The sequence below is a fragment of the Saccharothrix stipae genome, assembly GCF_054781895.1.
In genome coordinates this window covers 479,938-504,073 of record NZ_BAAGTN010000001.1, presented here as the reverse complement: position 1 = coordinate 504,073, position 24,136 = coordinate 479,938, and the positions used below count along the sequence as shown (strand labels likewise).

Below are 24,136 nucleotides of genomic sequence, written 5' to 3'. Positions count from 1 at the left end.
CGGCGGGCGTGACCGGGATGTCCACCCCATCGGGCGACGCCTGCGCCATTCCCGTGCGCCAGCCGATAACCTCTCGGCCCCGTCGAGACCCATCGGAACGGGGACCAGCGGATGGCACGAGCACGACCGGGCGCACTGTTCACCGCCCTCGTCCTGGCCGCGCTCGTGGCGTGCGGCGACCCGTCGGCGCCGCGGCCCGCACCCGATGTCGCGTTCCTCCACGTGGTGGCGCACCACGACGACGACCTGCTGTTCATGAACCCGGACCTGCGGTACGCGGTCGGATCGGGGCGGCGGCTGATGACGGTGTTCCTCACCGCCGGCGAGTCGGACGCGCCCGATCCGGGCGGCTACTCGGCGTCGCGGCAGGCCGGCGCCCGGGCCGCCTACGCGCGGATGGCGGGGGTGGCCGACCGGTGGCGGGCCTCGGCGGCGGCGCTGGCGGACGGCCAGGTGGTCGAGCGGTACGTCCTCGACGCCCGGCCCGACGTGCACCTGGTGTTCCTCAACCTGCCCGACAACGCGAACCCGCGCGCCAAGGGCGGCCGGCACGCGCTGATGCGGTTGTGGCACGACCAGAGCGGGTCGGCCCGGGTGGACACGATCGTGCCGACTGGCGGCCAGGCCACCGGTCCGTCCGGCTACACCAGGGGTGCCCTGTTGCGGGTCCTCGTGGAGCTCATGGCGGAGTTCCGGCCCACGGTGCTGCGAACCCAGGACGGCAGCCCCGACCCGGGCCACGCGCAGTGGGGTCCCTGGCACGACCACCCCGACCACGTGGCCGGCGTGTGGTTCGCGGAAGAGGCGGCGCGGATCCACCTGGAGTCGCCCGCGGTGCCCAGGCTGGTCCAGGTCGGCTACCGCGGCTACAACACCGATCACGCGCCGGTCAACCTCCCCGCGGCCGAGCAGGAGGACAAGGTGGGGCACTTCGTCGCCTACGCGCGTCACGACGACCGGATCGGCGGCCACCCGCTGTACGACCGGTGGTCCCGCCGCATGTACTACCGCTGGCCGCGCGGCACGTCGTGGATCGGTCGTGCGGCCGACGGCCGGCTGCACGCGTACGCGGTGGTCGGCGGGCACGTCGTGGGCTGGCGGCAGGCCGGTGGCGACTGGGAGTCCCTGGGCGACCTGGAGCCGCCCGGCGCACTCGCGGCCGGCCTGGCCGTGGCCGCCGGCCCGGGTGGCGTCACGGTGTGCGGCCGCAGGCTCGACACGGCCGAGATCACCTGCCACGACGACGGCGGCTGGGCCGTGGTCGGCAGTCCCGACCACGGCGACCCGAGGGTCGGCACACCCGCCGTGGCGGCGCGCGGCGACGGCGGGCTGGTCCTGTTCGTGCGGGACGCGACCGGCGGCATCAGCCGCGCCGAGCAGAGCGAGGACGGCGGGTGGACGGGCTGGACCCGGTTGGGCGGTTCCGACGTGCAGGACGGGCTGAGCGCGGTGACCACACCGGACGGAGAGGTCGAGGTCTTCGCCCACACCACCACCGCCGTGGTGCACCGGGACGGGTCGGGCCGGGACCGCGCGTTCCCGCCGACCTCGCCGGCCGGGCCGCCGGTCGCCCTCACCGCACCCGACGGCTCGTCGACCGTCGTGCACCTGGTCGCGGACACCGGCGAGGTCGCTATCACGTCAGGGCGCGGCACGTGGTCGGCACCGCGCCGGCAGGCCGGGCCGGGCGGCTCGGGCGGCCTCGCGGCGGCCTTCGCCGACGGTGCCCTCACCATCGTCGGCCGGGAGGCCTCCGGCGCCGCGACCACCAACGCGAACGGCGACTGGGTCGGCATCGACGGCACGGTCCTGGACCACCCGGCCGTCGCGGTCGACGGCGACGGCCGGCTGTGGGTGGCGGCCATCGGCCCGGACGGCCGACTCCACGCCACGACCCAGGACGAGGCCGGACGGTTCACCCCGTGGCGGACGTTCCCCTGATCGAGCCCGTCTCGGACGGCCCCTGATCGCGCCTGTCGCGGACGGCTCTTCGATCAGGGCTGCGGCGGGGGGCTTTTCGACCGGGGCCGCGGACGGCTCTTCGATCGGGGTCGTTGCGGAGGGTTCTACCGTCGCGGCCGTGGCGGGGTCTTTGATCGCGCGGTGGCGAGCGGGTCAGCCCGAGCGGCTTCGTCGGGCCAGGCCGATCGCCACCGCGACCAGGGCCGCCATCGCGCCGAGCACCACGGCCGCCACCGGTCCCGCTCCCGCGACGGTGACCGAACCGAGCACCATTCCGGCGAGGACGGCGGCCACGAGCACGCTCGCGAGCGCGGGCCGCTTGGCCGCGGGCGCCGGTGCGGGTGCGTGCCGCGCGGCCGGGTCGACGGCGGACCACCAGTCACCACCACGCGATGCCGCGACGACGGGCCCCGGCACGGCCGTGGGGATCGGCGGACGCGGCGTCGGCATGGGAACGGGAGAGGGAACGGGCGCGGGCTGGGGCGCCACCACCGTGGGCGTGCGTTCCCACCAGGGCGTGACCCGGGGCGAGAGCAGCTCGTCCAAGCCGGTTTCGGCAACCCACCCGGGCGTGCAGCACCAGCGGAGCCGTCGGGCCACCTCGTCCACGTCCGGATCACCGATCGCGGCCAGGCGTGCCCACGCGGGCGTGTCGAACGGCGGCCGGAAGTCCTCCCGCCGCAACAGCATGTTCTCGCCGGTGTGCAGGGCGTGCCAGCCGGTCGGGTCCCGCGCCAGCGCCAGCAGCGACAGGTAGACGACCAGGCCCGGGAACGTGTCCATCCACCGGCCCCACGGCCGGTGCTCCGGTTGGTAGTTGCGGTGCCCGGTCTCGCCCGGTGCCGGCGTCCCGGCGAAGCGGGGGACCCACGAGCAGTCGAAGTCGACCAGCCGCAGGTCACCGCCCGCGCCGACGAGGACGTTGCCGTGCTGGAGGTCACCGTGCGCGAACCCGGCCCGCTGGATCCCCGCCACCAGCTCCCGCCAGGACCGGGCCAACGCGGCCAACGACGCGGTGTCCGCGCGCCCGACCAACCCGTCCACGTGCCGGTTCAGCGTGTGGCCCTCGACCCACTGCATCCGCACCACGGGCCAGGTGGCGCGGTTGACCCGGATCCCGTCGTCGACCCACCGCGGCAGGGCGACCACGTCCGTCAGCCCGTGGGACGTGAAGTGCTCGTGCAGCGCGCCGTAACGCGCACCGCTGGACACGTCGTCCCGGGTGAAGAACCGCAGCGCCTGCGGCCTGCCCTCGGCCACCGCCTTGAACACCACGGCACTCGTGCCCGCGGCCGGCATCGGTATCCCGTAGAGGGGGTGCACCACGAGCTCCAGCCCGCGCAGCTCGTCCGCGACGAAGCAGTCCGGGCTCTGCACCGCCTTCATGTACTCCTCGGGCGTCGGGTACCGGGTCACAGGCACACCACCAGGTGTGCGGCCGGCGCCCGGTCGAGGCGCACCCGCATGAGGGTGACGTCGTCGTTGACCATCTCGCGCGCCGCGCGCCGGCCGGCGACGAGCTCGCGGAACCTCTCCGGGTGATCGAGACCCGCCAACGTCGACCACAACGCCCGCCGGTCGCGCAGGTCCGCGGCGGCGACCCACTGCGCGAACGCGTCGGTGGCCAGGTAGAGCAGGTCGCCGTCGGCGAGGTCGCCCCCGGCGAACGCCGCCCGGCCGATCATGGCGGCCAGCCCGGCGGCGTCGGTCGGCAGGCCGTCCGGGTTGGACCCGAACGCGTCGGGCGCGATCCGCGGGAACTGCGCGACCACACGGTGCGCGCGGACGTGGAACAACACCGCGTCGCCCAGCGCGACCGCCGACCAGCGCGGCCGCGGTCCCGCGAGGTCGAGGAGCTCGCAGCCCAGGAACGTGGCGAACGAGCCGACGGTGGCCTGCTTGAGCCGTTGCAGGTCGGTCGCGCCGGCCAGCCGCGGGTCGTCGCGCCACCGGGTCTGCACGGCCGACGCCCAGTCGTGCAGCGCGGTCGCGGTGAGGTCGGGCGCCGCGCCCTGGTCCCCGACGAAGCCCGCGACGAGCTGTTGCGCCCAGCGGGCGGAGCCGAAGCCCTGCGTGGCGCCGTCCGCGACGGCGAACCGAGGGCCGCGGCCGTTCCCGTCCGCGGGTGCGGCCGCCGCGCCGTCCTCCCACTCGGCCTCGGCGTTGCCGTGCTTGGCCGCGTAGAAGACGACGTGCGTGGTGTGGATCACGGCCGCCCCTACCGCGCGCGGTCCGGGACTCTGGTGCCGATCTGCAACACCCGCAGCAGGGTCGAGCGGCCGACGTTGAACGCCAGGCCGCGCGCGCCCGGCCGGACGTCGTAGCCGTCGACCGCGGCGTTGTCGATCATCGGCTGCGGCAGGGGGCTGCTCAGCGCGAACAGGTCCGGTCCGGGTGGCGGCAGGCCGCCCGCGTCGGCCGGGAACACGATCTCGGTGACCTCGAAGGGGGAGAGGAACACGTTGAAGAACAACGTCGCGCCGTCGTTGGTCTCGATCGACGTCAACCGCCGCACCCAGTCCTGGAGGCTCGCGCCGTCGTACGGGCTGTCGGTCACCATGCCGTCGGTGATGTTGATGACGATCGGCGGGAACGAGTCCGGGTGCTCGGCCGCCCAGTCGAACACGTGCCCGCCGGCGACCGCGATCGCCTGGCACATCGGCGTGCGGTGGCCGTGCACGGGGTCGACCCACACCGGCATCCGGGCGCTCACCGGCATCAGGTCGATGGACGGCTCCTCGCGCACGGCCATGGGGTGCTCGGCCAACTCCGGCAGCGGCACCAGACCACGCCCGGCCAGCACGCCGCCGAACGCCGACTCGACGCCCTCGCCCGGTTCGCCGAGACGCGCGCCGTAGCTGAAGATCCCCACGTCGAAGTAGTGCCGCACCGGGGCGTTGACCTCGGTGGTCGCCTTGATGCACATGTCCAGCAGGATGTTGTTGACCGCCAACGCCGCGCCGTCCGCGAGCGACGCGCCGGTGCGGCCCCAGGCGAGCTTCATCGAGTCCGAGCGGTCGAGCAGGATCACCACGCACCCCGGCTCGGACCGCGACACGGACTGCCGGTACTTCTCCACAGCGCCCCCTCTTCGTCGTCGGCCGTCACGTCATCCGGTCAGGTTGCGGCGGACGACCGTGGTCGGCCACGGCGCGCCCGCGCGCCACTCCCACCGGTGGCCGCAGTTCGGGTTGCGGCAGTGGAAGGCGTAGGCGTCGCCGTCCTCGGTCAGGTCCAGCCGGAAATCGCCGCAGCGCGGGCACTGCGCCACGACCGCGCGGTCCACCTCGTGGGCCGCCGGCGGCGCCGCATCCGGCCGGTCGGCGGGGACGGCGGTCGGGCGTGCCTCGGTCCACCAGGTCCGGCCGGTGGCCGAGGTCGGTGTCGCCGTCGGAGTCGGCGACGCGGTCGGAGCCGCCGTCGGGGTCGGTGCCGCGGTCGGTGTCGTCGTTGGCGTCGTGGTCGGCGGCGGTGCGGGTTCGGGCGACGTGGCCGCTCGGACCCGCGGCCGTCGGTCGACGGTCAGCAGCCCGAGCGCGACGACGACACCGAGGACGGTGCCGACCGCCACCGCGGTCACCGCGCGCCAGGCGCCCGGCTCCCAGAACAGCACGCCGATCAACGCGCCGATCGCGGCGCACCCCGTGGTGAGGGCCGTGTTCCCGGTGCTCATCGACCCACCTCCGACCGGGCCACGACCAGCTCGACCCGCCCGTCGGCGTTGACCACGTCCGGGTCGACCGACGGCCAGCACGCGAAGTCGGCGAGCTGTTCCGCGGGCTTCGGGGCCGACCACCCCCGAGGGAGCCGCACGCAGACCGTGAGCGACTCGCCCGACTTGACGTCGTCGACCCGTCCCTCGGCGTTCACCACGAGGGTCGTCCCGCTCCCGTCCAGCAGCTTCACCTGGGCGTTCGCCAGGTCGGTGACGGGTGCCCGCCCGGTCGTGACGAGTTGGAGGTCCACCAGTCGGGGGTCCACCGGCTGCTCGGCGGGCTCGCGCACCACGGCACCGAGCAGCACGACCACCAGGAACGAGACCACCAGCGCGTAGACCGGCGCCAGCCGGCGGTCGCGCGGGCCGCCGGGTGCGACGGCCCGGTCCCGGGGCTCGGCGGTCCTTCCCGAGGTGTGCACTGACCCTCCGCGCGAGTTTCGGCGTGTACTCCGGGTATCGCCGAGGATCATGCGCTCGTGTCGTCGTGTCCCCCGGACGGACCAACGGAGGGGTCAGCGACCGGTCACGGCAGGGCGCCCGTGGTGGCCAGGAGCAGGGCGATGGCGGGCAGCAGGTTGTTGACCTGGTGGGCGACGATGCTCGCGAGCAGGTTGCCGGTGAGCAACCGGGCCAGGCCGATCGGGATCGACAGCACCAGCAGCAGCGGTGTGCGCAGCAGCTCCAGGTGCGCGAACGAGAACACCAGGCTCGTGGCCGCGAACACGACCCAGCGGTTCCAGCCCAGGTGCTCGAACGCGCGCCACAGCACGCCCCGGAACACGACCTCCTCGGCGAGCGGCGCGACCAGCCACACGGCCAGGAACACGACCACCGCCGCCGTCGGACCCAACTCGCGCCCGGCGAACGCGTCACCGACCGCCGAGGTGGCCTCCTCCTCACCCACCCAGGCCGCCCACAACGCCGCCGCGGGCAGCGTCAGCACCAACCCGCCCAGGCCCAGCGCCGTGCCGATGCCGATGTCCTTCAGGCTCCAGCGCACCGCCAACTCGCGCCGCGCCCGACCGTGCCGCGGACCGCCGCCCAGCCAGGCCGTGCCGAGCACGCCCACCACCGCGCCCAACGACGTCGGCACGACCAGCAACGCGAGCAGCCGACCGTCCTCCAGCACCGCCGCGTCCCCCGAGCCGTAGGACAGCAGCACCAGCACCGAGAGAACCAGCATCGTCAGCTGCGCGGCCAGGAACACCGCCAGCAGCAACAGCCCCGCCCGCCGTTCCCGGACGGTGCCGGGGCCTGGGCCGGGCGGCGGCGTGGGCACGCGGTCGTCGGGAACCGGCCCGATCCGGTCATCGCTCACAACCGTGGATAACCCGTCCGGGCGGCGTGGTCAACTCGACGTCGCCGCCGGACGGCCCACCGGTGGGCCGTCAGACCGCACGTCCGGACGGGTTCGCGGGTGCGGGCCGGAAGCGCCAGCGCTGTTCGCCGTCGTCGCGGCACTCCCCGGTGGCGCGCATGCCGAGGCGCCGGGCGACCGCCTCGCTGGCCAGGTGCTCGGGCGCGATGTGGGCGTGCACGTCCCGCGCGCCGCGTTCGACGAGCCACCCGACCACCGCGGCGGCGGCCTCGGTGGCGTAGCCGCGACCCTGGAACGCCACCCCGATCACCCAGGCCACCTGCGCGGTCAGCCCGTTCGCGCCGGCCGTCGTGGTCGCCTGCACGGTGCCGACGGCCGCGTCGTCGGCGTCCCGCACGACGACCCAGTTCAGCCAGCCCTCACGCCCGTCGTCGGACGAAGGCCGCTCCCACCGCCGGTACCGCGCCGCGAGTTCGGTGGCGGTGGGCGGCGCACCGCCGACGATCGCGTAGAGCGTCGGATCGCCCAGCACGACCGCCATCTCCTCGGCGTGCGCGACCCGCACGGGTTCCACCCGCAGCCGCGTCGTCCGCAGCACCGCGTCCTGCGGCCACCCTGCCGGCACCACCATCGCTCACCCCCGCCGGCGTGTCGTGACGGACGTGCCCGCCCGTCGGGTCGACGTCCCGTGCACAGTAACCACCGCGCGGCCGCGGGCCACCGGGTTTTCCGGCTTTCGGCTCACGGTGAGCGCATGCCCCGCAGGTAGCCGACGGCGGCCCAGGGGCGTCGGCCGAAGGCGAAGAGCTTCCCGGTCGCGACGGCCCGCGCGAGCTGGGTGCGGCGGAAGATGGTGAGCATCATCGTGGCCGGGTCGAACCTGACCTGCGCGTCGACCTTCCCGCCGCGCGCCGGCTCGACCTGCAACCGCCCGTTGTCGTGGGTCAGCACGACCGGGGTGGTGTGCTTCGAGCGGAACTCGATGGTGACGCGGCCACCGGCACCGCCGCCGCCCGCCAGGAGCCGGCCCGACTTCCCGCCGAGCATGGGCATGAGGAACAGGTCGAAGGTGAGGGCCGCCTCGTGGGTGGAGATGGGCCAGGGGACGTTGAGCGCGCGGGCGATGTCCAGGCCGTGGATCAGGATCTCGTTGAGCTGGTGGGCCACGTGCGCGGCGGCGGGGAGCTGGGCGCTGCCCAGCCACGGCCGCAGTTCGCGCGGGTCGACGTCCTTGGCCCGGGTCAGCAGCAGGTCGACCTCTTCGAGCAGGGTGTTCGACACCACCTCCAGCGACCGCTCGGGGAAGTGGTCCAGGCTCAGCGCGTTGAGCCGGGCGAACCCGCCCAGGCCGGACTCCTGCCAACCCCGGTCCAGGTCGGGCGCGTCGAGCGGGGACAGGTCACCGCTCACCAGGCCGGCGTTCAGGCGGGCGACGATGGCGACGTGGGCGGCGGTGTCGGCCACCGACCAGTCACCGATCGTGCGGCGCTCCGGTGTCCGGCAGGCCGCGAGCATCCGGGTGAACCGCTCCGCGGCGGCGGCGACCGCGTCACGCGCGTCCTGCCACCGCTGGTCGGTGATCTCCAGCTCCACGAGTGGCCTCCCGTGCCGTCGACGTGACTGCACCGAAGGTAGTGAGGTGGGCGATCGCCGAACTACCGCGTGCGTGCTCTACTGCGGCGACTCGCGACGCGTGGTCCCCGTGGCGACCCGGACTCAACCGCGGCCGGGGCGGGCCGGGAGTTCACCTGTCCGGGTGAGCCGCTCGGCGAGGTCGCGCAGCTTGGTGTTGGTCTGCTGGCTGGCGCGCACGAGCGCGGCGAACGCCTGGTCGGCGGTGAGCTTGTGGCGTTCCATCAGGATGCCCTTGGCCTGGCCGATCAGGTCCCGGGTGAGCACGGCGTCGGCCAGGTGCTCCCGCTCCTGCGCGGTGGCCAGGGCCACGGCGGCGTGCCCGGCGAACAGCAGGCCCACGTGCTCGGACTCCTCGTCGAACGCGTGCTTGTCGGGGGAGTACAGGTTGAGCGCGCCGAGGTCGTCGCCCGACACGTACAGCCGGAACGACAGCATGCTCGACACGTCCAGCGCCAACGCCCGCTCGGCGAACAGGGGCCACCGGGTCTCCGCGGCCAGGTCGGGCGCGCTCACGATCTTCTGCTGGTAGAGCGCGGTGAGGCACGGCCCCTGACCGGTGTCGTACTGGGCCTGGTCCACGTCGCGCGGCACGTCGTCGGTCGTCGCGACGGTCCGGATGTCCCGCTTGCTGACGATCGTCATGATCCCGGCGTGCCAGGCGCCGGGGATCGTGCCCACGGCCGAGCGCACGATCTCGTCCAAGGTGTCCTGTGCGCTGCCCTGCCGGTGCAGCGCGCGGGCGACCTCGTTCAGTCGGGCGGCCAGATCGTCACCGGTCGTGTCGTCGACCATGAGCAACCTCCACCGATCGTGGTCCGCCAGGGCCCTCAGCATGTCGCGTGTGCCCTGTCACGTCCACGCGGGGGCCACCTCTCGACGTGGAATACGAGCCGAAGGCGTTCCGTTGAACCGGGTGTCGGCCCTGCCCGAGGTGCGCGGGGCGAAGTCGTCCGAAGCCGCTGCATCGGCGGACGACCCCTCTGAAGTCTTAGATCCCCGCACGTCAGCCGTGCGCGGGTGCTACCCGGCAAGGAGACGCCCATGTCGTTGACGATGGACCTGCCCCGCCAGGCACGCACGATCCGCCCGACCACGACCGTGCGCGAGGAAGCGCGTGAGGCCGACCTGGTGGGTCGCTACCTGCGCGAGCTCACGTCGACGCCCCTGCTCACCGCCGACGAGGAGGTCGTGCTGGCCAGGCGCATCGAGGCGGGCGTGTACGCCGCCGAGCTGGTGCGGCGGTCCGACGAGGGCGAAGGCCCCGCGATGGACGCGCCGCGTCACCGTGCGCTGCGCGCCGTGGCGGAGGAGGGCCGGCGTGCGAAGGACCACATGATCCGGGCCAACCTGCGCCTGGTGGTGTCAGTGGCCAAGAAGCACTCGTTCCGCGGCCTGCCGCTGCTGGACGTGGTGCAGGAGGGCAACCTCGGCCTGATCCGCGCGGTGGAGAAGTGGGACTACCTCAAGGGCTTCAAGTTCTCCACCTACGCGGTCTGGTGGATCCGCCAGGCCATCGAACGCGGCCTGGCCGAGCAGACCCGGACGATCCGGCTCCCGATGCACGTGCACGAGGAGGTGGGCAAGCTGCGCAAGGTCGAGCAGCGGCTGCGCTTGGAGACCGACCGCGAGCCCACCGTCGAGGAGGTGGCGCGGGCGGCGAAGGTGCCGGTCGACCGGGTGGTCCGGCTGCACGCCGCCAGCCGCGCCACGCTCAGCCTGGAGACGCCGGTCGGCGACGACGGCGGCGCCTCGGTGGCCGACCTGATCGAGGACGTCGAGGCCGTGCACGCCCACGAGGCGGTCGAGCAGCAGGGCGTCGCCGAGGAGCTGCGCGCCCTGGTGCGCACCCTGCCCGAGCGGCAGGCACGGATCCTCACCCAGCGTTACGGGCTGTCCGACGGGCGCGCCCGCAGCCTCCAGGAGCTGGCCGACGAGCTCGGCCTGACCCGGGAACGCGTCCGGCAGCTGGAGAAGGAGTCCATCCGGCTGCTGCGCGACCCCGAGCGCAACCAGGCCCTGTTCGCCTGGGCCGGGTGACGCGCCCAGCGTTTGCGGGTTCCGTGCGCGAGTAGCAGTGTCTCGCGGGTAGCAGTGCCGCAGGCTTGGCGACCGCGAGGAGGGCCCGCCATGGACGAGCACCCGGTCCACCGCACGACCACCACCGAGCTGGACGGCGACATCCTGCTGGTCAGCGTGTCCGGCGCGATCGACGCCGCCTCGCGCCCGCCGGTCGCCTCCGACCTCGACGCCGCGTTCGACGGGCGGCCGGCCGGTGTGGTGCTGGACCTGCGCGAAGTCGACTTCATGGGTTCGACCGGCATCGCCATGCTGGTCAACGCCCACCACCGCGCCGACCGGCTGCGCATCCCGTTCGGCGTCGTCGCGGACAACCGCCCGGTGCTGCGACCGCTCCAGATGAGCCAGGTCGACGCGGCACTACCGCTTCACCGCACCGTGGACGACGCCGTCACGGCGATCCGACTGGTGTCGACCTGAGGCTCTGGTGACCGCCGCCGGGCGCGCACCGACCGTGCCACCCGGATGAGGCCGAGCGCGGCGAGCACGCCGAGGGCGGCGAGCGCGACCGGCCGGAGCGTGCGCGTCCACGGCCACGCCGGCCCGCTGAGCACGAGGTGGTCGGTCGGGTACTCCAACACCCTCGCGGTCCACGTCGCGGTGGCCACGTCGGTGGTGCGCGCGAGGTCGCGCAGCACGCCGTCGAACGGGAAACCGGGCTCTTGGTGCGGGTAGACCGGCGCCAACTCGGCGTACTGGTCGGCCACCCGGCGTCGAGCGGCGTCCGCGCCCGGCACCACCAACCGGTCGAGGTCGTCCGCCGCCGTCGGGTCCGCCCTGGGCACGAAGGTCACACCGTGCCGCGACCGCACCGGCTGGACACCGGGCGTGACGGACCGCGTGCGCACGGCCAGCGACTGCCCGTAGGTGTCGAAGACCGACGCCAGCTCGATCTCGCCCACGCCGTCGGTGAGCAGCACCCCGATCGTGTCGCGGTCCCAGCCGAACGCGGTGTTGACGCCCACGACGGCGTCGGCGGGCCGCAGGTCCGCCTGTGCCATCGGAGCCGCGCCGCCCCGGCGGTGGTGGCGCCAGCCGGTGGCCCGCGCCGCCTCGACCGCGGCCTGCGGCCCGACCAGCCGTTCGACCACGCGCAGCGTGCCGTCCAGACCGGACAGGATGCCCGCCGTGGTGATGACCTCGCCGTCGTCGACGTACCGCGTGCCGCGCACCCAGTTCACGGCCGGGTGGTCTTTTCGGAACGAGTCGACCCGCAACCAGTGCGCGGTGGCGGCACGCCCGTCGAGCAGACCGGCGGACGCCAGCACCCCCGCTCCGTTGCACACCCCCAGCAGCAGCGACCCGCCGGTCGCCTGCCGGTCCAGCCAGTCCGTGACCGGCTTCGACGTGCTCCGGCCGACGTCGGGCATGGCGGGCACGACCACCACGTCCGGAGCCCCGCCGTCGAGCAGGTCGGCCAACCCGGCGAAGGTGAGGTCCGGCACCAGGTCGAGGCCGCCGGTGAGCGGCACCGGACCCGCCGACGGCGCGACCGCGTAGACGTTGAACGCGCCCGTCGTGGCCAGGACCTCGTAGGGGGCGAGGGTGTCGGACACGACGGCGCCGCGGTCGCCGACCACGACCACCGCCGTCGGCTTGCCCGGATCGTGTGTCACCCGTGCGGGCGACGGTGTGGCGCCGTCCGCACGCGGGGCGTTCAGGTCGTCGAAGGCGGCGCGGACGGTCGGCGCGCCGACGGCGGCGGGCAGGGCGAGGGCGGCGAGCACGAACACCAGTGCGGTGCCGGTGCTCCGCAGGGCTTTGCGCATGACCGCTCAGCACCCGTACTCGTGCCGGCGGCGCAGCATCGCGCCCAGCATCGCCGGGACCATCAGCACGTGACCGGCGGTCATCAGCGCCATCGCGGACAGCACGCCGGTCCAGTGCAACGGCAGCAGCACCAGGAAGGGCACGTACATCGCGGCCGACATCTCGGCGATGCCCGCCCAGCCGTGCCGGCGGATCCGCATCCACACCGCCATGCCCAGCGACATGTTCGTCGCCATCACGAGCACGTGCGCGGTCACCACGTCGGCCAGGCCGGGCCACGCGAGCGACCAGACCGGCTCCAGCACCACCATGCCCGCCACCATGGCGACGGCCATCTCCAGCGCGTGCCGGGCGAACCGCGGCACCGGACCCTTCAGCCACGGCCGCCGACCGTTCGGGGTGATCGTCTGCTCGGAACTCATTGCCGCTCCTCCGTTGCGATGTGGCACGTCCGGTGTACAACGGAGATCCTCCGGTCGCGGCCGACCGCCGTCAGGTGCCGAAGGTCATGCCGGTGGTCACGTCTGCCGGCGTGACCTCAGCAGAGCCCGAGCTCCCTGGCCCGCAGCGCCGCCTGCGTGCGGTCGCGCACCTGGAGCTTGGACAGCACGCCGGTGACGAGGTTCTTCACCGTGCCCTCGGCCAGGAACAGGCTCGCCGCGATCTCGCGGTTGCTGCGGCCCTGCGCGAGCAGCCGCACGACGTCGAGCTCGCGCTCGGACAGCGGCACGGCCGGCGGTTGCCGGGCCGGCGCGTCCTCGTGCGGCAGCCGCGCCACCCTGGCCACGAGCTTCGCCGCCACCGACGGTTGCAGCACCGACTCGCCGCGCCGCGCCGCGACGAGGGCCTCGACCAACCGGCCCGACGAGACGTCCTTGAGCAGGTAACCCACCGCCCCGGCGCGCAACGCCGCGAACACGTCCGCGTCGTCGTCGAACGTCGTCAGCGCCAGCACCCGGACACCGGGCTGCTCGACCCGCAGCCGGTCGGTCGCCGCGATACCGTCCAGCACCGGCATCCGCAGGTCCATCAGCACCACGTCCGGCGCCAGCTCGCCGCACAACCGCACGGCCTGCTCGCCGTCACCGGCCTCGCCGACCACCTCGATCTCCGGCTGGACCTCCAGCAACGTCGCCAGCGCCTCCCGGAACAGGGCCTGGTCGTCCACGATCAGCACGCGGACCGGAGTGGTCTGCGCGGTCACGCCGGCACCTCCACGGTCAACGTCAGGCCCCGCCCGGCGGGCGAGTCGACCGACACCCGGCCGCCCAGCCCGGCCACCCGTTCCCGGAGCCCGAGCAGGCCGAACCCGTCGCCCGGTCCGTCGGGCAGACCCCGGCCGTCGTCGCGCACCTCCAGCCGGACCAGGTCGACGCTCGCGTAGTCCAGCACGACGGTCGCGGCGGTCGCGTCGGCGTGCTTGCGGACGTTGGTCAACCCCTCCTGCGCGGCCCGGAACAACGACTCCTCGACCTCCACCCGTGCCGCGCGGGCCGCGCCGCGGACCTCGACCCCGGTCGGCACACCCGCCTCGGTCACCTCGGACGCCAGCTCCCGCAGCGCGTCCACCAGCGGCGCGGACCGGGGCTCGCGCAGCGCGCCGACCGAGCGGCGGACCTCGGCCAGCGCCTGCTTCGACTGGTCCTGCGCCTTGGCCAGCATCGCGTCGAGCCGGTCGGGGTCGGCCGTGCCGATCACCGCACGTGCCGCTTGCAGCAGCATCTGCACGACGGTCAGGTGGTGGCCGAGCCCGTCGTGGATGTCGCGGGCGACCCGGTTGCGCTCCTGCGTGATCGCCAGCTGCTCGGCCTGGGTGGCGTACCCGCGCAGCTGCTCGTTGGCCGCCGCGAGCGCCGCGCGGGCGCGTTGCTCCCGCACCAGCAGCTCGGTGATGACGATGGTGAACGTGGTGACGGCCAGTGTGTTCAGCCCTTCACGCAGCCCGTCCGGCCACGCCATCTCCACGTGGATCAACGGGATGACCGCGGCCACCGCGGCGGCGGCCGGCAGCGGCAGCAGCAGCACGCTCTGCGCGACCAGGACCACCAGCAGCAGCACGGCCCCGACCGCCGCTCCGGACAACGCGAACAGCACGAAGCCCAACGGCAGCTGGACGAGGACGTACGCGACCGCGAACGCCGTGCCGCGCCGCTGCACGACCGGGAACCCGAAGATCGCGAGCGCGCCGTAGACCAGCCCGACCAGCAGCGTCGGCACGAGCGACTGCTCGAAGTTCGCCGACCCCAGCGGCAGCGTCAGGTACGCGACCACCGCCAGGATGCTCAACGCCCTCTGCACGCCCTCACTGTGGTGGACCCCGAACGCCATGGTCAACCGCGCGGCGGCCGGCCATCCCGCACGACCGCGAACACGACCGCCGACATGGCCGACGTCGACCACTTGGCCGTGCGGTGGCGCCACACCCCCAGCGCGGCGCCACCGCACGGTGTGCGCGGAGCCTCCCGGCGCCATTCCCCTCCCGCGTGCCGGCGGTATTTCCGGTGTGCGGGGAGTTGATTCACTCGATAGGGCAAAGAGGCGACGGACCGTGCTCGCGCTGCTATCCAGTTCTACCGAATCGGGGAATTGTTTCCGCGCGTCTCGCGGCCGAGACAATCAACGGGAGACAACCCGGCACGCCGGGACAACCCGACCGGGCCGGTCGGACGAGGGGGAGGCGCATGCCACGGCCGGAGAGCCCGGTTGACCCGCAGGCGGGAGCCGTGCCGCTGTTCGCCCACGACCTGCGCCTGCTGCGGGAGAAGGCCGGTGGCCCGCCGTACCGGGCGCTGGCGCGGCGCGCGCACTACGCCCCGGCCACGTTGGCGCGGGCGGCCGCGGGCCGTGAGTTGCCGAGCCTCGCCGTCACCCTGGCGTACGTGCGGGCGTGCGGGGGAGACGCGGAGGAGTGGGAGTGCCGGTGGCGGGCGGTCGCCGCGGACGTGACGCGTGAGGCGACCCCGGAACCGGAACGGCACCCGCAGCCGCTCGTGACGGCCGAAGCGCTCCCGCGACCGGGGGCGCCCCGCCGCGCGCCGCGCCGGCGGTGGCTGACCGCGTCCCTGGTCGCGGCGCTCGTGCTCGGCGGCACGACGGCGGCCGTGGTCGCCGCCGGCACCGACCCGCCGCCACCCCGGCCGGCCGCCGGGATGGCCGAGATGGTGGACGTCCACACCGCCGCCGACGGCACGATCCGGGCGTGGGTCAACACCGGCGGCTTCCCGGGGTGGCCGTGGAGCGACCCCGTCGGCATGGTGCTCGGCCCGACCGACCCGGCGCTGACCCGCTTCGCCGACCTGGACGGCGACGGTTTCGACGAGCTGGTCCGGATCACCACCGACGGGGCGGTCACCGCGTGGCGCAACGACCAGGGCTTCCCCGACCGCCCCTGGCACGTCTCGCTGGTCGTCGGCACCAGCCTGACGACCGACACCCACTTCGCCGACCTGGACGGGGACGGCCGGGACGAGATGATCACCGTCGACGGCGTGGTCCGCGCCTGGCCCAACACCGGTGGCTTCCCCGGCCGGCCGTGGGGCGACCCGGTCGACCTGGGCCACGCGCCGCCCGGGCCCACCTGGTTCGCCGACCTCGACGGCGACGCCAAGGCCGAGGTGGTCACCCGGGACGACACCGCCCACATCCGGGCCAGGCGCAACACCGGCGCCTTCCCCGCCCCGCCGTGGAGCGCCGAGGTGGACCTGGGCCCGAACCTCGCCGACCCGACGTGCCTGCGCTTCGCCGACCTGGACGGCGACGGTTTCGACGAGCTGATCTCGATCAACACCGACGGCACCACCACGGCGTGGTGGAACAACCACTCCTTCCCCGACCACCCGTGGCACGCCTCGGTGCTGATCGGCAAGGGCTGGGTCGGCGACCCGGTCCGGATCCAGTTCGCCGACCTCACCGGCGCCGACTCCCAGGGCTGACTGCCGGCGCCGACTCCCAGGGCCGACTCCCGGGGCTGACTCTCGGCGCCGACTCGCCGCGTCGACCCGGCGCGTCGACCTGCTGCGGAAGGGACTGGATCGGAGCAGTGCCGGTGTCGGGGTTTTACGACTCGCCCGATCGGGGTACCTGATCGGGGCGTCAAACAGCCGGCGCGTCGACACTCACCCCGGTCTACCGGGTATAAGGCGGCGATGCGCGATGGAGCTTGATTTCGACGACGCGTTGATGCGGGGCTTGCGCGGCTACGTGCGGCGGGTCACCGAGGAACTGGGGCTCACCGGCGAGTGCTCGTACGTGCAGGCCGAGCGGCCCGCGGCCGCGTACCTGGCGCTGGACGGCCGGCTACCGGGGTTCCCGGACCGGGACGTGGCGCTGCTGTGGGAAGAGGACGGCGGCTGGTCGGCCGCGGTGGAGACGCACAGCGGCGAGGACGTCATCGTCCAAGCGCACTTCGGCCCCGACGTCCTGCCGTCGCCCGCGGCGGTCGCCCGGTGGGCACGCGGCCTGTTCCGCGGTGACCTGGGTGTGCCGGCCCGAGTCCGGGTGCCGCACCACACGCCCGACGACCTGGTCCGCCGCCTGGCCCCCTACACCGCCGCGGTGTACGTGCCCATGCCGCGCGCGGAGCGGGTGTGACCGCCCGCAGCACCGCGCCGCCGGCCCAATTCCCGGCCGGAACATCCGTTCGTAATTGATCCTCGCATTATTTCCACCCGACAGGAATATCTCGGTGTCGTGGCGAGAGGTATCGAAAGAGGGACGGGAGCGCCACGCCCGTGTAATCCTGTAACGGTCGACCAGGTCCGACGATGTCGGTCATGACGCGTGTGTCGCCTGTTCGGACGGAGGTGGGACGTGGTCGTGTACGCGGACGTGCGGCCGAACGTGTTCCCGATTCGAAGTGGTGAGTTGGAGAAGCGGCTGCGCGACTTCCGCCGGCACGAACTCGGCCACCGCACCCACCCGTCCGCCTTGGCGAAGGCCAAGGACCTCGCGCCCCGGCTGCTGCTGATGGCGTCCTCCTACGCCGGCCTGCTCCTCGTCGACGAGCCGTGGACGTTGCTGTGCGCGGTCGGCCTGGCGTTGAGCGTCGTCTCGCTGCTCGGCTCCTGGTTCCACGACGCCGTGCACGGCAACGCCCGGCTGCCCGCGCTCCTCGTCGCGACCGTCACCCGCCTGGCGTCGGCGCCGGTCGGGTTCAGCCCGCGGTGGTGGCAGTACAAGCACGTGCGGCTGCACCACCGCTACGTGAGCAACCCGGCGTTCGACCCGGACATCCAGTTCGGCCAGGTGGCGAGGGTGGTGGGGACGCAGCGGTGGCGCCCGCTGCACCGCGCCCAGCACGTGTACCTGTGGTTCCTCCTGCCGTTCGCCACGGTGAACATGCTCAAGCCGGGGGAGCTGTGGCAGCGCCACCGCTTCGCCTACTGCCGGGAACTCGCCGGAGCGCCGCCCGGCTGGGTGTTCCTGGCCGACAAGTACGTCCCGTTCGCGGTGTTCTGGACGCCGCTGTTCCTGGTCCTCCCGCCGCTGGACGCGGTGCTCGCGCTGGCGGTGTTCCAGGTCGTGACCGGGACGCTGGTCTCCGTCGTCACGCAGGTCCAGCACAACACCCAGCTGGCCGAGGGCGACGACGACTACTCGATGAAGTGGCCGCTGTGCGAACAGCTGGTCAGGACGACCGACGTGCGGACCGCGCGGTTCGGGCCGTGGTGGTGGCTGAGCGGCGGCACCAGCTTCCACGTCGTGCACCACCTCGCGCCGTCGTTGTCGTTCCTGGAGCTGCCCGCCGTGACCCGCAGGCTCGACCGGTGCCTGGCCGAGATGGGGTTCACCCTGCCCGCCCACCCCACGCTGACCGCCGCGGTCAGGTCGCACGGTCGGTTGCTGCGGCAGCTGTCGACCCCTTGAGGACGCCGAACCCATGACGCAGACCGAGCAGCCGAAGACCGCGACGCCGGCGCCCGCGGAGGTGCCGGACATCCAGCCGTTCCTCATCGACCCGTTGATCCTCAGCAGGCTGCGCCGCCGCAACGTCAAGCCCCTGGCGTTCTCGTTGCTGGTCGCGGTCGTCACCCTGGTGGCCGCGTCGTGGGCGGCGATGGTCTCCGGGATGTTTTTCACCACCGCCGGCCCACCGTTGTGGCAGGACCTGCTCCTGTTCGTCTTCCGGGACTCCGACCCGACCGGCACGAGGGCGGTGCCCTACCTGCGCGACTACCCGTCGCTCGTCCTCACCGTCACGATCGTGGTGTCGCTCGGCCTGGTGTACGACCTCTACACGGGCGCGTCGGCACTGCACTCGGACATGGCGAAAGCCGGGTGCGTGAGCTACACCCCGGCCGGGAAGTCGGCGCTGATCGAGGCGGTCACCGACATGAACCGCAGGTTCGAGCGGCACGGGCGGTTCGCGCCGCTGACCCTGCTGGCGGCGTTCGGCTTCACCCTCGGCGTCAACCTCCTGCTGGGGTCGAAGCTCTTCGAGTTCCTCGTCCCCGGCGGCGTCTACGCCGAGTGGTGGGCGAGCCTGACGCCGTTGCGGCCGGGCGGTGTGGTGTGGGTCGTCTTCGGCACGCTCGGGGTGTACGCGGTCTACGCGGAGTCGGTGCTGGGGTTGGCCTACGTCAGGTTCCTGCGCAGGTGCCGCGACGACTACCGCTTCAAGGCCAACATGGTGAACCCCGACGGGTTCTACGGCTGGTCCAGCCTCCGGCAGATCGTGTCGAACCTCGAAGCGGGCGTGGTCTGCACGTTGTTGAGCGTGTGGGCCATGTCGTTCTTCGTGCAGCCCGCCATCGGCAGCGTCGCCGCGGCACTGGTCATCGTCGTCTTCGCGGGCATCGTGATCTACGTCTTCGTCCAGGTGAACCTGAACTTCCGCAGGCAGGTGCGCCACGACAAGCTGGAGCAGCGGCGGGAGATCGCGGACACGATCTCCGGTGGCGTGGCGGACGGTTCGGTGGCGAGCCTGCTGCGCGTCCTGGTCGCCTACCGGCGGCTCGAACTGGTCGAGCGGGTCCCGTCCACGCCGATCCGGCAGAAGTGGTTGGTGGCGGGCGCCTTGTCGATCCTCGGGCCGCTGTCCGCGATCGTCGTGCAGCTGATCAAGTACTTCACGTCCACCTGAGCGTGGAGGACTGATCGCGGAACAGGCGTTCGCGGGTCGTCAGGGTTGTCGCAGAGGAGGAAGTCATGGTTTCGGTGGTGATCCAGGGCGGCGCGATGCGGTCGATCTACTGCCTCGGCGCGGTGCGCGCGCTGGTGGACAGCGGCTTGGCCAACCGGGTCACCTCGATCCACTCCGCGAGCGCCGGGTGCGTGTCGGCGGCCGTGCTGGCCAGCCACATCGCCGACGAGCACGCCCCCGCCGTCGCGGCGACGGGGCAGCGGCTGGTGGAGGTGCTGGCGAACCGGAGGTTCATCAACCCCTCGCGGCTGCGCCGGATCGTCGACGTCGACTACCTGGTCACCACGATGCGCGAGCTGACGCCGATCTCGGTCGAGTCGCTGGGCAGCCGCGGTCTCGTCTTCGAGGTCGGCCTGACCGACGCGGAGACCGCTCGCGCGCACTACATCGACATCGCGCAGGTGGCGACCGACGAGGACCTGGTGCAGGCGCTGCGCGCCACGATGGCGATCCCGGCGCTGTACCCGCCGAAGGTGCTGATCGGCGGCCGGCGCTACGTGGACGGGGGTATCGCCGACCCGCTGCCACTGCTGCGCGCCCTCGTGCGGGCACCGGAGGTCGTCGTGGCGATCAGCAGCGTGCCCGAGCGCCGGCTCGCCCGCACCCTCCAGGGCCGTGAGGCGAGGATGATCCAGCACTTCCCGGGCATCCCGGCCACCATCAAGCACCTCATGCTGACGCTGAACCCGTTGGCGGACGCGGTCGACCGCATCGTCTCGCACGGTTCGATCGGCGGCATCCGCGTCATCCGGATCAGCCCGACGGACCCGGCCCTGGTCAGCAGTCGGCTCGAAGTGGACCCGGAGCGGTTGCGGAAGCTGGAGGAGCTCGGCTACACCGACGGGCTCGCGTCGCTGGCCACGATCGGGCAGGTCGACGGCGACGGCGTGCTGACCGCGGGCACGGACGTCACGGGCGTGGACGGCTGATCGGTCGTCCCCGGGCCCGCCGCGTCGTTCCGGTGCGGGGGAGGTGAACCGCGCTCGGGTTGCGTCACCCGATGGTGTGATGTCGGGCGGTGGCGCCGTGGAGTGCTCGCTCGACCGAGCGAAGCGGTTCCTCCACTGTGGAGTGAGCCTGCGCCACGGACCGGTGATTGAACCGCCAGGCCCGCGCGCCGCTCCTACGCTCGGGTGGTACCCGGTGGCGCGCCTTTAGGAGCTGATCCTCGTGACCCGGTCCACCATCCTCATCGCCGCGGAGAAGCCGGCGGAGGACAACACCGTGCCGGCGGCCAAGGTCGAGCAGGTGTGCGCGCACCTCAGCGAGTGCGGGCACGAGGTGATGGTGGTGCACTCCACCACCGACGCCGCCTCGGCGATCACCTCGCAGGCCGACCTCGCCGCCGCCATCGTGAGCTGGGAACTGGCCGGCGGCGCGGTCCAGCCCGCCGACACCGGTCCGGCGATCCCCGGCGGGGTGCTGCGGATGCTGCTGGACCGGTTCTCCTCGCGGCTCCCGGTGTTCCTGCTGACCACCGGCGACTACAGCGACGAGACGCCGCTGTGGGTGTCCGAGGTCATCAACGGCTGGATCTGGCTGCTGGAGGACACCCCGGACTTCATCGCGGGCCGGGTCGACTTCGCCGCGCGCCAGTACCTCGACCACATCCTGCCGCCGTTCTTCCGCGAGCTGCGCCGGTTCGACGACACGCACCCGTACTCGTGGCACACCCCCGCCCACGCGGGCGGCATCGCGTTCCTCAAGTCGCCGGTCGGGCGGGCGTTCTTCGACTACTACGGCGAGCGCCTGTTCCGCACCGACATCTCGGTGTCGGTGGGCGAGCTCGGCTCGCTGTTCGAGCACACCGGCCCGGTCGGCGAGGCCGAGCGCAACGCCGCCCGGATCTTCGGCGCCGACGAGACCTACTTCGTGCTGCACGGCACGTCGTCCTCGAACCGCATGATCATCCACAGCGCGGTGGCCAACGACGAGATCACCCTGCTGGACCGCAACTGCCACAAGGCGATCAACCACGGCGTCACGCTCGCCGGCGGGCGCCCGGTCTACCTCGTGCCGACCCGCAACGGCTACGGGATCACCGGCCCCATCCCGCCGGAGCGGCTGACCGCCGACGCCGTTCGCGAGCAGGTCCGGCGCACGCCGATCGCGGCGGACGCGGTGAGCCCGGACCCGGCGTACGCGGTCATCACGAACTCCACCTACGACGGGCTCTGCTACGACACCGTCCGGGTGAACGAACTGCTGGGCGCCTCGACCAGGGTGCTGCACTTCGACGAGGCGTGGTTCGCCTACGGCCGGTTCAACCCGCTCTACGCGCGCCGCTACGGCATGGCGGTCGACGGCGACGGGCTGCCGGAGTCCCACCGCCCCACCGTGTTCGCCACCCACTCCTCGCACAAGCTGCTGGCCGCGCTGTCCCAGTCGGCGATGGTGCACGTGAAGTCCGGCGGCAAGGCCCCGTTCGACCGGAGCCGGTTCAACGAGACCTACATGATGCACGGCACCACGTCGCCGCTGTACCCGATGATCGCCTCCTGCGACGTCGCGGCGGGCATGATGGACGGTCCGGCGGGCCGGTGGCTGACCACCGAGGCGATCACCGAGGCGGTCCGGTTCCGGCAGGCGATGATCCGGCTCGGCAAGCGGCTGGCCGACGCCGACGACCGGCCGCCGTGGTTCTTCGGCGTCTGGCAGCCGCGCGAGGTCGCGGACCCGGCCACCGGCGAGCGGATCGCGTTCGAGCACGCGCCGCTGGACCTGCTGCGCACCGAACCGGGCTGCTGGGCGTTGGAGCCGGACGCCGAGTGGCACGGCTTCCCCGACCTCGAACCCGGCTTCTGCCTGCTCGACCCGGTGAAGGTGACGATCACCTGCCCCGGCGTGGACGCGCTGGGTGACGTGTCGGCGTTCGGCGTCCCGGCCCGGGTGATCACCGCGTACCTGGAGACGCGGCGGATCGTGGTGGAGAAGACCGACGTCTACACGTTCCTCGTGCTGTTCTCCATGGGCATCACGAAGGGCAAGTGGGGCACGCTGCTCGACGCGCTCACCGACTTCAAGCAGCTGCACGACGACAACGCGCCGCTGGGCGAGGTGCTGCCGGACCTGGTGAAGGCGCACCCGGAGCGGTACGGGCGGCTGACGTTGCCGCAGCTGTGCGAGCAGATGCACCACAGCCTGGCCGAGAGCAAGATCGTGCAGCTGCTCAACGAGGCGTTCACCAGCCCGACGCCGCCCACGGCCGTGCTCACGCCCGCCGAGGCCTACCAGTGCTTCATCCAGGGCCGGACCGAGCTGGTCGGGCTGCCCGACCTGGCCGACCGCGTGGTGGCCACCCAGGTCACCACCACGCCGCCGGGCATCCCGGTGCTGGTGCCCGGCGAGCGCGTCGGCTCGCCCGACGGCCCGCTGCCCCGGTACCTGCGCGTGCTGGAGGCGTTCGACCAGACGTTCCCGGGGTTCGCCAGCGAGACGCACGGCGTGCACCACGAGGGCGGCAAGTACTGGATCTCCTGCGTGGTCGAGTAACGGCGCGGGGCGGTGCTGCCGACCGCGCTGCTCAACGCCCCGCGGTGAGCGGGCCGGGCCGATCCGGCGTGGCGGTGAAGTGGTGGGCACGGGTCGCGGTGGCGGCCGCGGCGCCCAGGTGGATCACCACCCGGCAGCCGGGGTCGCCCAGCGCGATGCGCTCTTCGAGCGTGACGGCGGCGCGGCCGGTGTTGCGCGCGGCGATGCCGCCGAACACCGCGGTGGTCATGCGGCACAGCGACGGCGAGTGCCGCACCTCCGGGCCGAACGGGCAGTGGCCGTTGACCAGCACGATCCGCTCGTCGGTCACGTCGACCACGCGGAAGCTCCCGCCGATGGCCGCCTTGAGCCGGACCACGCAGTCGGCGATCTGCTCCGCCGACAGCGACGTCCCGGTGAGCTCGGTGGCCTGCCGGAACTCCAGTTCGACCTGACCGCCGATGTCGACGGCGACCTGGGCGATGGCGCGTTGCGCGGCCTCGGGCCCCTGCTGCTCCTCGACGGCGTTGGCGAGCTGCACGACCAGCGCCCGCAGGAAGCTCTCCCGGCCGAACCCGCCCGCCGGCACGGCCTCGGACAGGTGCGGCAAGGGGTTGACGGTCTGCCTCGGCGGGGTCACGGGCTCGACCGGCCGGGTGACGGGCAGCACCGCTTCGACGGACTTGCCGAGCCTCCGGGCGGCGACGGTGAACTCGGGGGCCAGCTGGGAGATCAGCCACAGCCCGCGACCGCGGGGTTGCGCGGGGTCGGGGACGTGCCGGGGGAGGTCGAAGGTGGCGCCCATGTCGCGCACGGCGAGCACCGGGCTGGCCCCGGGCCACTCCAGCGACACCCAGACCGGGCCGTCGCTGTGGTCGATCGCGTTGGCCACCATCTCCTCGGCGATCAGCTCGGCGTCGGCCAGCTGGTCGGGCGTGGCGTCGGAGTGGCGGGCCAGGTAGTCCCGGATGTCGCGGCGCAGCGCGGTCGGCACCCTCCGGTCGTTTCTGTCCAGGAACCAGTCCACAGCCGCACGTTCTTCCGG

23 protein-coding genes are annotated in these 24,136 nt (G+C 73.2%); 9 read left to right on the top strand and 14 right to left on the bottom strand.

Translation table 11 applies throughout. The features are described 5' to 3' along the window. The first annotated feature begins 111 nt into the window (after window positions 1-111). Window positions 112-1,941, top strand: coding sequence for a PIG-L family deacetylase (locus ACYVLT_RS02200; RefSeq protein WP_461118356.1), 1,830 nt, complete (start codon window positions 112-114; stop codon window positions 1,939-1,941). A gap of 174 nt (window positions 1,942-2,115) precedes the next feature. Here the strand turns inward: ACYVLT_RS02200 and ACYVLT_RS02195 are convergent, their stop codons facing one another. The 9 genes from ACYVLT_RS02195 to ACYVLT_RS02155 all read right to left on the bottom strand — a co-directional run bounded on the left by ACYVLT_RS02195 (window position 2,116) and on the right by ACYVLT_RS02155 (window position 9,425). Then, complete coding sequence (locus ACYVLT_RS02195; protein ID WP_461118355.1) at window positions 2,116-3,378, bottom strand: protein kinase family protein; 1,263 nt, start codon at window positions 3,376-3,378, stop codon at window positions 2,116-2,118. Further along, the gene (locus tag ACYVLT_RS02190) at window positions 3,375-4,172 is read right to left on the bottom strand and encodes a hypothetical protein (RefSeq protein ID WP_461118354.1); all 798 of its coding nucleotides are present in this window, start codon (window positions 4,170-4,172) and stop codon (window positions 3,375-3,377) included. Before ACYVLT_RS02190 ends, ACYVLT_RS02195 begins: the two co-directional genes overlap by 4 nt. 8 nt (window positions 4,173-4,180) lie before the next feature. Continuing rightward, entirely contained in the window at window positions 4,181-5,041 is an 861-nt protein-coding gene (locus tag ACYVLT_RS02185; protein WP_461118353.1) for a hypothetical protein, read from the bottom strand. Between the two features lie 30 nt (window positions 5,042-5,071). Further along, a complete protein-coding gene (locus ACYVLT_RS02180) occupies window positions 5,072-5,635 on the bottom strand; it encodes a hypothetical protein (protein ID WP_461118352.1) in 564 nt (187 codons plus the stop codon). Next, window positions 5,632-6,099, bottom strand: a complete 468-nt coding sequence (locus ACYVLT_RS02175; RefSeq protein WP_461118351.1) for a hypothetical protein — start codon at window positions 6,097-6,099, stop codon at window positions 5,632-5,634. The genes ACYVLT_RS02180 and ACYVLT_RS02175 overlap by 4 nt, the downstream gene beginning before the upstream one ends. A gap of 104 nt (window positions 6,100-6,203) precedes the next feature. Next, window positions 6,204-6,998: a lysostaphin resistance A-like protein gene (locus ACYVLT_RS02170; protein ID WP_461118350.1), complete on the bottom strand. Its 795-nt coding sequence runs from the start codon at window positions 6,996-6,998 to the stop codon at window positions 6,204-6,206. Between the two features lie 70 nt (window positions 6,999-7,068). Next, entirely contained in the window at window positions 7,069-7,629 is a 561-nt protein-coding gene (locus tag ACYVLT_RS02165; RefSeq protein WP_461118349.1) for a GNAT family N-acetyltransferase, read from the bottom strand. A gap of 110 nt (window positions 7,630-7,739) precedes the next feature. Beyond that, on the bottom strand, window positions 7,740-8,591 hold the full coding sequence (locus ACYVLT_RS02160; RefSeq protein WP_461118348.1) for a maleylpyruvate isomerase N-terminal domain-containing protein: 852 nt from the start codon (window positions 8,589-8,591) through the stop codon (window positions 7,740-7,742). Window positions 8,592-8,714: 123 nt separating this feature from the next. Beyond that, window positions 8,715-9,425, bottom strand: a complete 711-nt coding sequence (locus ACYVLT_RS02155; RefSeq protein ID WP_461118347.1) for a GAF and ANTAR domain-containing protein — start codon at window positions 9,423-9,425, stop codon at window positions 8,715-8,717. Between the two features lie 249 nt (window positions 9,426-9,674). Here ACYVLT_RS02155 and ACYVLT_RS02150 point away from each other — a divergent pair, with 249 nt between their 5' ends. Together ACYVLT_RS02150 and ACYVLT_RS02145 are read left to right on the top strand one after the other, a co-directional pair. Further along, the gene (locus tag ACYVLT_RS02150; RefSeq protein WP_461118346.1) at window positions 9,675-10,670 is read left to right on the top strand and encodes a sigma-70 family RNA polymerase sigma factor; all 996 of its coding nucleotides are present in this window, start codon (window positions 9,675-9,677) and stop codon (window positions 10,668-10,670) included. Between the two features lie 90 nt (window positions 10,671-10,760). Continuing rightward, window positions 10,761-11,129 (top strand): STAS domain-containing protein, encoded by a 369-nt coding sequence (locus ACYVLT_RS02145; RefSeq protein WP_461118345.1) that lies wholly within the window; start codon window positions 10,761-10,763, stop codon window positions 11,127-11,129. Here the strand turns inward: ACYVLT_RS02145 and ACYVLT_RS02140 are convergent. From ACYVLT_RS02140 to ACYVLT_RS02125, 4 genes are all read right to left on the bottom strand, one after another. Further along, complete coding sequence (locus tag ACYVLT_RS02140; RefSeq protein WP_461118344.1) at window positions 11,078-12,478, bottom strand: DJ-1/PfpI family protein; 1,401 nt, start codon at window positions 12,476-12,478, stop codon at window positions 11,078-11,080. The two genes, ACYVLT_RS02145 and ACYVLT_RS02140, sit on opposite strands and share 52 nt — an antisense overlap. 6 nt (window positions 12,479-12,484) lie before the next feature. Then, window positions 12,485-12,901, bottom strand: coding sequence for a hypothetical protein (locus tag ACYVLT_RS02135; RefSeq protein ID WP_461118343.1), 417 nt, complete (start codon window positions 12,899-12,901; stop codon window positions 12,485-12,487). Window positions 12,902-13,017: 116 nt separating this feature from the next. Then, window positions 13,018-13,683, bottom strand: a complete 666-nt coding sequence (locus ACYVLT_RS02130) for a response regulator (protein WP_461118342.1) — start codon at window positions 13,681-13,683, stop codon at window positions 13,018-13,020. Next, the gene (locus ACYVLT_RS02125; RefSeq protein ID WP_461118341.1) at window positions 13,680-14,777 is read right to left on the bottom strand and encodes a sensor histidine kinase; all 1,098 of its coding nucleotides are present in this window, start codon (window positions 14,775-14,777) and stop codon (window positions 13,680-13,682) included. Before ACYVLT_RS02125 ends, ACYVLT_RS02130 begins: the two co-directional genes overlap by 4 nt. Window positions 14,778-15,160: 383 nt before the next feature. Between ACYVLT_RS02125 and ACYVLT_RS02120 the strand changes: the two genes are divergently transcribed. The 6 genes from ACYVLT_RS02120 (at window position 15,161) to ACYVLT_RS02095 (ending at window position 23,112) form a co-directional block, all read left to right on the top strand. After that, entirely contained in the window at window positions 15,161-16,411 is a 1,251-nt protein-coding gene (locus tag ACYVLT_RS02120; protein ID WP_461118340.1) for an FG-GAP repeat domain-containing protein, read from the top strand. 220 nt (window positions 16,412-16,631) lie between these two features. Then, entirely contained in the window at window positions 16,632-17,069 is a 438-nt protein-coding gene (locus tag ACYVLT_RS02115) for a DUF6292 family protein (RefSeq protein ID WP_461118339.1), read from the top strand. A 219-nt stretch (window positions 17,070-17,288) separates the two neighbouring features. Next, window positions 17,289-18,344 carry a fatty acid desaturase family protein gene (locus ACYVLT_RS02110; protein ID WP_461118338.1) on the top strand — a complete coding sequence of 352 codons (1,056 nt, stop codon included), beginning with the start codon at window positions 17,289-17,291 and terminating at the stop codon, window positions 18,342-18,344. Window positions 18,345-18,357: 13 nt separating this feature from the next. Next, window positions 18,358-19,560, top strand: coding sequence for a hypothetical protein (locus ACYVLT_RS02105; protein ID WP_461118337.1), 1,203 nt, complete (start codon window positions 18,358-18,360; stop codon window positions 19,558-19,560). 65 nt (window positions 19,561-19,625) lie between these two features. Next, window positions 19,626-20,549, top strand: coding sequence for a patatin-like phospholipase family protein (locus ACYVLT_RS02100; protein WP_461118336.1), 924 nt, complete (start codon window positions 19,626-19,628; stop codon window positions 20,547-20,549). A gap of 241 nt (window positions 20,550-20,790) precedes the next feature. Continuing rightward, window positions 20,791-23,112 (top strand): Orn/Lys/Arg family decarboxylase, encoded by a 2,322-nt coding sequence (locus tag ACYVLT_RS02095; protein ID WP_461118335.1) that lies wholly within the window; start codon window positions 20,791-20,793, stop codon window positions 23,110-23,112. A gap of 31 nt (window positions 23,113-23,143) precedes the next feature. Here ACYVLT_RS02095 and ACYVLT_RS02090 read toward each other — a convergent pair whose 3' ends face one another. After that, window positions 23,144-24,118, bottom strand: a complete 975-nt coding sequence (locus ACYVLT_RS02090) for a methanogen output domain 1-containing protein (RefSeq protein WP_461118334.1) — start codon at window positions 24,116-24,118, stop codon at window positions 23,144-23,146. Between the last annotated feature and the right edge of the window lie 18 nt (window positions 24,119-24,136).